General features: G+C 52.9%; 7 protein-coding genes. 5 read left to right on the top strand and 2 right to left on the bottom strand.

Annotated elements, in window-relative coordinates; genetic code table 11:
- Positions 1-1,949: TonB-dependent receptor (locus tag AB8B76_RS05605; RefSeq protein WP_405271030.1), on the bottom strand; the 1,949-nt coding region annotated here is incomplete at its 3' end.
- 236 nt (positions 1,950-2,185) lie between these two features.
- Between AB8B76_RS05605 and AB8B76_RS05600 the strand changes: the two genes are divergently transcribed.
- Genes AB8B76_RS05600 through AB8B76_RS05580 form a run of 5 tightly spaced genes read left to right on the top strand, consistent with a single transcriptional unit; the run spans position 2,186 to position 6,631 of the window.
- Positions 2,186-2,902 (top strand): hypothetical protein, encoded by a 717-nt coding sequence (locus tag AB8B76_RS05600; RefSeq protein WP_405271029.1) that lies wholly within the window; start codon positions 2,186-2,188, stop codon positions 2,900-2,902.
- Positions 2,903-2,929: 27 nt separating this feature from the next.
- Positions 2,930-3,283 (top strand): TIGR04076 family protein, encoded by a 354-nt coding sequence (locus tag AB8B76_RS05595; RefSeq protein ID WP_405271028.1) that lies wholly within the window; start codon positions 2,930-2,932, stop codon positions 3,281-3,283.
- Complete coding sequence (locus tag AB8B76_RS05590; protein WP_405271027.1) at positions 3,271-4,314, top strand: aldo/keto reductase; 1,044 nt, start codon at positions 3,271-3,273, stop codon at positions 4,312-4,314. The genes AB8B76_RS05595 and AB8B76_RS05590 overlap by 13 nt, the downstream gene beginning before the upstream one ends.
- 11 nt (positions 4,315-4,325) lie before the next feature.
- Positions 4,326-5,510 carry a monodechloroaminopyrrolnitrin synthase PrnB family protein gene (locus AB8B76_RS05585; protein ID WP_405271026.1) on the top strand — a complete coding sequence of 395 codons (1,185 nt, stop codon included), beginning with the start codon at positions 4,326-4,328 and terminating at the stop codon, positions 5,508-5,510.
- Positions 5,510-6,631 carry an aminotransferase class V-fold PLP-dependent enzyme gene (locus tag AB8B76_RS05580; protein WP_405271025.1) on the top strand — a complete coding sequence of 374 codons (1,122 nt, stop codon included), beginning with the start codon at positions 5,510-5,512 and terminating at the stop codon, positions 6,629-6,631. Before AB8B76_RS05585 ends, AB8B76_RS05580 begins: the two co-directional genes overlap by 1 nt.
- A 4-nt stretch (positions 6,632-6,635) precedes the next feature.
- Here the strand turns inward: AB8B76_RS05580 and AB8B76_RS05575 are convergent, their stop codons facing one another.
- Positions 6,636-7,055 carry a DUF4174 domain-containing protein gene (locus AB8B76_RS05575; protein ID WP_405271024.1) on the bottom strand — a complete coding sequence of 140 codons (420 nt, stop codon included), beginning with the start codon at positions 7,053-7,055 and terminating at the stop codon, positions 6,636-6,638.
- Between the last annotated feature and the right edge of the window lie 453 nt (positions 7,056-7,508).

Genomic DNA, 7,508 nt, shown 5'->3' with positions numbered 1-7,508 from the left:
CCAGTCAATGCAAAGCTGTACTCCGCGTCTGCGGACACGGTCCACTCGGGCGAATTGGGGACGGTCAATCCATCCAGCACACGTGGCGCGCCATCGATAACCGTTGTGAAGTCCTCATACTCGGCTTGTAACCAACCCACGTTCAGGTTCATGACCAAACCTGCGATCGGTGCCGATGTTACAGACAGTTCTACGCCATAGGACTCGGCCGAATCCGCATTACCTACCGCTCCAAAGATAAAGAAGTCACCGTTTTCATCGATACCGGAGAACTGCTGGGATGTTTGCTGATCAGTCCAATCCATGTAAAACGCTGCGGCGTTTACCCGCAAGGTTCGATCCAAGTACTCCGCCTTGTAACCGATCTCGTAGTTCCAAAGCTCTTCAGGGTCATAGCTGTTTACCGCGGGATCATTGGTTACCTGAGCGCCACCGGATTTGAAGCCTTTAGCGACCGTGGCGTATACCGAAGCATCATCACCAAGGTCATAGCGCAACGAAGCCATGGGCGAGAAGTCGGTGAAGGTCTCTTCGGAAGTTTGCTCTTGTACAGCGCCACCGCCAAAACCGGAGATATCAGCAAAAATAGTCTCTTCACTGTAGCGGCCACCGACGGTCAAGGTAAGACGGTCGCTCACGGCATAGTTGACTTGTCCAAATACCGCGTAGACTTCGGAGCTACCGAAAGTCTCTTCACTGTCTATCAAGAAGCCTTCTGGAATGCCAAATATCTCTGCGGCGCCTACAAAGGTTTTGTTGTCAATGGAGCCTTCGTCATCGGAGTAATAAAGGCCTACGTTCCACTGAAGCCTGGACTCATCCATGCTTTGCAGGCGGAATTCCTGGGTAATTGACTCTCGCGGAATCGTTCGGAACTCCTGGAAAAAATCCTGACTACCGCCGTCAATGTCCCCTCGCAAGAAGAAGTCAGATTCCATATAACCGCTGATGCTGGTAAACCGCATATCGGCAAAATCGTAGTCGATACGCGCAATAGCGTATTCAAACTCAGTTCCCACGGTTTGCGGTGCATTGAAGTTCACTTTGCTCTCGTTTTGGGGGAAGAAGCCGACGCCATCGGGGTCAGCTGTATCACCGTAGAGGACGTTACCAAAGCTCGACAATACGCCTGACGGAATGCCTTCACGCATACCCACGTCTTCGCTGGCATCGCTGTAATTCAAGCTGATCGAGAGATTCTCTGTCGGCGTCCAAAGCACTGTCGCCCGAACATACTCGTAGTCGGCATCGTTCCCGCCGCCCTGGGGATTGATGTTCTCGATGTTGCCGTCAGTGCTGAAGTTTTTGTAGTTCACCCGCGCGGCCAGCTTATCTTTGATGATGGGCACGTTGACGACGCCTTCGATGTCCATGCTATCGAAGCGCCCGTAGTCGGCCATGATGTAACCTTCGACTTCTTCGGTGTTGGGTGCATTGGTTGTCACGCTGATGCCGCCACCGAGCGCGTTGGCGCCAAAGTAGGTTGACTGGGGCCCTCTCAGGACTTCGATACGCTCAATATCCATGATGGGCGGGTTGATACTGCTACTGGATAAGTTGAATCCATCTACGTAAAAGCCAAAAGAAGATGTACGCCGCGCGTTGTTAGCGCCCACAAAGTTTGTAACCCCGCGCATACTGATTTCGCGGCGACTCCGCGCTCCGCTGGTAATAAAGCTGGCGTTGGGTGTTCGGGCAACAAAGTCGGTGACATCACGGAACATATTTTTCTGAATATCCGTATCGCTAAACGCTGATACCGAAATTGGAACATCCTGCAAGCTCTCTTCACGCTGCTGCGCGGTAACGACCACTTCCTCCAGCGCCGGAGCGTCCTGCGCCAGTGCAGAACCCGCGCCTGTTAGGGCAGCCAGGACTGCGACTGCGATCCCCCTGGGCAGAAACCCATGGTCATCTGAATTTCTCGTTACGTCGGCGGTAATCGTCATCTAAATCCCCATTTGCCTGTAGCTAGTGTCTATAACCTGAAATTTGCACACGGTGTGCAAGGCTCTGCGTTCCCGGCCTTTGATCGGGATAGTATTCGTTTGCTGCGTTGATGAACAGCCGCTGCCAGGGAAAGCCGCGCCGTACTTTTTACATAACGACCGAAACCGTCCGTAGCCTTTCAAGCCTCGTGCTAAGCTTGCAAGCTCTTTTGGGACCACACATCGGGGCTATTGAAATGGCGCACCTCTTCCAAAAACTTATACCGCTCCTGGTATTTGCGCTCAGCTCCGTTTCTGCATTCGCACAAACGAATGAGAGCTCTGTACAGGCCGCAGAAGGGCTTTGGGAGTACACCGACCTGATCACCAAAGATGGTCAGTCGCTGCCGCTAACCGGCATTTTCCTTATCCGCAACGGGATGTTCCTGCAACAAAGTATCTTTAACGGCGACCCATTCGAAGCTCAGGGATCCATGGCTCATGCAGGGCCCTATTGGGCCGGCGGCGCAGGGCTTCGCCTTCGCTCCGACCAGACACTCAGCATAGACCCAGATTCAAAAAGTCCGATCTCTTCCGCCGGGAAAATGGAGCACGATCTAGAAGTGACTCGACGGGGTGATGAACTCAGCCTGCAGTTTGGTGGAGGCACCAGCACAATCCAGACCTTCAAACGTCTGGGAAATGCAGAGAAAACAAAAATCTACAATTTCGCCACCGGCAATCTCGCCCTGGCGGACAACTACTTTATTTTGGTTCTAGGAGACAGCGAGAGTGTCGTAACAGGCTATGGCACCTACAGAAGTGACGGTGGCGTTTTGACCATGGATGTGATCCGTTGGGCAGAGAGCGATGGCTCTCAGGTAAAAAATCTGCGTGATGCTGCTCTATCTGCGACCTTAACTGACGAAGCGCTCACCCTGGCTGATGGTAGGCGTTTTCCTATCACCAAGTAAGTTACTCCAATGAGGCTGTAAGACCCTATGCATGAGCCCCAATTCACCCTTTACGACCTGAGGGTCGAAACTATCGAAGGTGACAAACCCTTTGTTTGCACACACGAACTGGGAAGCGCTTTTGAAGTCCGTGGGGAAAACTTGTTTTTTGAAACGGACAAGCCGTTTTCTCTCTATGCGCTGTCCGCCCTGCTCCCGCTGCTACCCACTAAGCAGCGTCCGCTGAATGAGTACGACTGGATGGCAACGGACCACGTTATAGCCTGCCCCGATCCCCACTGCGGCGCGCGTTTTCGCATCAGTCGTATTGGCAAGCAGGTATTCACGCGCTCTGACACCACCATAGAACCGTTACCCGAGAACAATCCATGGAAGGAATGATTGAACGCTACTCCCTGAGAAGCAACTACCAGATATCCCGGGTTATTAAGGGCGGTTGGCAACTTTCTGACGGACACAGTCAGGAGATTTCGTCAGATCCCGTCGCCGACATGTTTGCGTTCCTAGAGCGCGGTATATACACCTTCGACTGCGCCGATATCTATACAGGCGTCGAAGCTATGATCGGAGAGTTTATCGCGGCCAACAAGAAGCGCAGCAGTCCCTTCGCAGTCCGCGTTCATACCAAGTATGTTCCTGATTATGATCAACTTGGTTCGCTGACCAAGGCAGATGTCGAGGCAATCATCGACCGATCTCTACTGCGACTCAATCTTGAAAGGCTGGACATGGTGCAGTTCCACTGGTGGAACTATTCCGCCCCGGGCACAGTAGAAGCGGCCATGTGGCTCAAAGAGTTACAACAGGCTGGCAAGATTGAACTTTTATCTACGACGAACTTCAACACAGACAGGACTCGCGACATACTCAACGCCGGTGTCGAGTTGGCAACGACTCAGGTTCAGTACTCCTTGCTCGACCCAAGGCCTGAGAAAGCGCTGCTATCACTGTGCGCCGAGCACAACATGCATTTACTCTGCTACGGAACCCTTGCAGGAGGCTTTTTAAGCGAACGCTGGCTGGATCAGCCGGAACCGAAAGCCTTCAGCAATCGTTCGCTGATCAAGTACAAACTCATGATTGATGAGGTCGGCGGCTGGGACCTATTCCAATCATTGCTAAAGGTTTTAAATCGTATAGCCGAGAAACACGGCGTAACGATCGCCAGCGTGGCATCTAACTGGGTACTAGCTCAGGCTCAGGTCGCCGCAGTCATCATCGGCTCTCGAAATGCAGCCCACGTAGATCGCTACAAAGAGGTTTTCGCTTTGCAAATGGACGATCATGATCGGGACGCTATAAATAACGTCAAAGCTCAGATGAGCATTCCTGCGGACGATGTTTTTGATCTGGAGAGAGATAAAAATGGCGCCCATGGCAGCATCATGAAATACAACCTCAACGCCGAATAGGAAGCTGAGGCATGAGCGTCAATGCACAGCAATATGATGACTGGATTCGATCAAGCTTCATCGAAATAAACAGCGAGCTGGAAGAAATCTACTTTGCGCAGGATGATCCGGCGGCCATCAGCCCGGAAGGAGATAAGCTGCGGAAGCTCCTGCATGATGAGGGTCGTGCGCACATCACGGGACTGCATAACGAGGGCAATACTGACGAAGGCTTTGAAGCCGCGTTTTCATTACTAGGCAACGTTGGTTTGTACATGGGCGCCTGCCGTCGCCATGAAATTACCGAACCGTCGCGGGAGCAAAGCTCACCACTTATCGAGGCCTCGGGTCTTGCGCTCCACATCGGCGCCTCATTAGGTGTGGCACCTCGCTTCGCCACCAGCCATCTATCGACTCACAATCTTGCACGGGATGGCGTTTATCGCAGCTTTACCCGGCTCAACGACGAGTTTCTCTTTCTCGACTTCAACACCCGAGGGATTTTCGCCTACAAGCGCGCCGCCGATGCGCTAGCCAGGACAGTACCGCTGGGCGTAAGCCACCCGGTTACCGGTGACTTGCTGGTCGCTGCCCGCCAAGCCCTCGAAGACGTGGCGCGATACAACGAGCAGCTGTTTGAGCAGCTTGACCCGACACGCTTCTTTTATTCGGTGCGCCCCTATTACAAACCTTACCGTGTAGGTAAGGGAGAGTATCGCGGCGCTAATGCCGGGGACTTTGCCGGCATCAACGAAATCGATCTATTGCTGGGGTTGTGCCAAGCAGAAGACCCGTCCTACTCGCAGCTACTGGTTGATAAATTTCTGTACATGATGCCGGAGGATCAAGCGCGTCTGCGAGACTGCATGCGACGGGAAAGCCTCATGGACCAGATCCTCGAGGGTCTGAAATCACCCCAGAGCTGCGGAGAGCACTTTGAAGAAAACGTGCGGGTTTTCCTCACGGTTTGCGAAGCCCATGGCCGTACCGCATCGCAACATCACAACCAGCTGGTAGAGCGCTTTATTCAAAAGCCGTCCTCAGTCCTTGATGAAAAGCATCTGACGCATATCACTGCCAGCGGACCGCCCCTGGAAGTACTAATGGCGGCGCTTCAGAAGCTCAGAGACCTCCGCATGGCGGCACCAAGGGATAATATCCGGAGCCGATACAAAGATATTGCTGCCATCCGCTCAGCGATCGGGATATCAGACTGATGACGGCCACCGAGGGGCTTGCGCGGGGGTGGCCCGACGGAAGCGGTTACCTGCTCAATCATTCCGCAGGGCTCCCCCCACTGAATGCGGCCGCCGCACTGTCAGAGGGTTTGTTTGGTCCTTGGGTTGCCGATAATGATCAGGTCTGGAATCACTGGATGCAGTCCTTCGATCGCTTTCGCAATGCTCTGGCACAGGTCATTCATCACGACCCTGCAATGCTCTGCCCGCAGCCCAGCGTGACATCGGGCCTGAGTCATGTGCTGAACGCCATTTCTGCGAAACCCGGCCGCAATCGCCTGCTGATCGCTGAGCGGGCATTTCCATCCCTTGGCTTTGTGTTGTCGGTTGCAGAGCGCCGGGGCTTTGAACTCATTGTGATCCCTAAAACAGAGAACACATTGGACCCCGATGTTTGGGCCCAATACCTCGACGATCGCGTGCATTGCGTCGTGTTTACTCACGTGCATTCCAATACCAGCGAGTGTCACGACGTGCAGGCGCTCGCTGCACTGGCGCAAGCGCGCGGTGCGATCAGCGTAGTGGATGTAGCCCAGTCTATCGGTATTCGACCTATCGATGCCCATAAATGGAACGCGGACTTCATTGTGGGCTCATGCCTCAAGTGGCTGTGTGGCGGACCAGGCGCCGGATTTATGTGGGTGAACCCGCGACGACTTGAACACTGTGAACCCACAGAGGTTGGCTGGTTCTCTCACAGCAATCCCTTCGAATTCGATATCCATCACTTTGAGTATGCTGGGGACGCGCTGCGATTTTGGGGTGGCACACCGAGCGTTGCCCCTGCTTTAGTCGCGTCGCATGCCATCGAATCTCTGCTGGCTATCGGCCTCGAGAAAATCGAAACACACAATCATCGACTGTTGGAAATGGTCTGCAACAACATAGACCCTCAATGGCTGATGTCACCAGAAACGCCTCATCAGCGAGGTGGCAGTGTCGTACTTAATCTGCAATCCGCACAAGAACAATTTACCGAGAGTCTCCGTGCCGCAGGGATACAGTTCGACGTTCGCAAAGAAGGCGTTCGTTTATCGCCGCATTTTTACAATACTGATGAGGACATCATGCGGGTTCTTGAGTGCCTACCTTCTGGCTGAAAGCTTACTTTCGAAGCTCGGAACGACGCATAGGCATTGCATCAATAGTCCCATACAAAGCCTCGAGGTCAATCTCATCACCCCGAGCCTTAACACCTCCGTCCAGACCCATCAGGATTACATCGTTAACTGCAGGGTCTAAACGCAGCAGTATATTGTTGCGCAGCTCATTCGCTACTGGTCCGACATAGTTAGAGCGCAGCTCATTGCCCGAAATCATAAACCACGCGAGGCGCCGCTCATTTAAGGCCTCTGCATTATCTTGCAAACGCACAATCAGTTCCTGGGGAGCTTCTGGCTCATTCACAACCAGAATGCGGTACTCCCATCGAAGTTCATGAAGATCGGTTAGCAGGTCGGAGTTCTGGGCACTCACAGTGGCGGCAACGCAAATAGATAGCAGGGCAAATAAAAATTTCTTCAACTACAGCAACTCGTATCGGCCGATGACGGGGAACTGCAAGTGTAGGCGATTTGCGTACTCGCGAGTCGTCGTAGCGAGATCTGCGAGCCCATGAAACATAGTCGCTCTAACAGCTCCGACGCCATCGAAAATCATTGCAAATACGCAATCGATCAATTTTTTGCCAAAAATTCCCGCCTCAGGCTATTGGCCACAGCGTCACTCTCCCTTAACCTGCGTCCGCACATATTAATAAATCAAACAAAAACAACTATTTAGAGTGAAAACCTAAATAAATAATAAGAAAAAGTGTGAAAAACAGCTATTAGGATTTGGAGTAAGACATGAGAGTGAAAAACGCGGCCTCTATTTTGGCGCTTTGCCTTCTGCCAGGCGTAAGCTCGGCTGGGATCTTGGATAGTGCGCTCCGATTTTGGAGTTTCGATAACACGTTGGTTGATAGCGTAGCGGGCA

Origin of the sequence: Congregibacter sp. (assembly GCF_045107095.1) — a bacterium.
Lineage (GTDB): Bacteria > Pseudomonadota > Gammaproteobacteria > Pseudomonadales > Halieaceae > Congregibacter.
Note: the sequence above shows the minus strand (reverse complement) of the source record. Positions and strands in the feature narration are given on the sequence as shown.

What these genes read in the sequence shown, in the direction of transcription:
- AB8B76_RS05595 (WP_405271028.1), top strand. Translation starts at nt 2,930, where the DNA reads ATGCATGAGCCCCAATTCACCCTTTACGACCTGAGGGTCGAAACTATC.
- AB8B76_RS05580 (WP_405271025.1), top strand. Translation starts at nt 5,510, where the DNA reads ATGACGGCCACCGAGGGGCTTGCGCGGGGGTGGCCCGACGGAAGCGGT.
- AB8B76_RS05585 (WP_405271026.1), top strand. Translation starts at nt 4,326, where the DNA reads ATGAGCGTCAATGCACAGCAATATGATGACTGGATTCGATCAAGCTTC.
- AB8B76_RS05590 (WP_405271027.1), top strand. Translation starts at nt 3,271, where the DNA reads ATGGAAGGAATGATTGAACGCTACTCCCTGAGAAGCAACTACCAGATA.
- AB8B76_RS05600 (WP_405271029.1), top strand. Translation starts at nt 2,186, where the DNA reads ATGGCGCACCTCTTCCAAAAACTTATACCGCTCCTGGTATTTGCGCTC.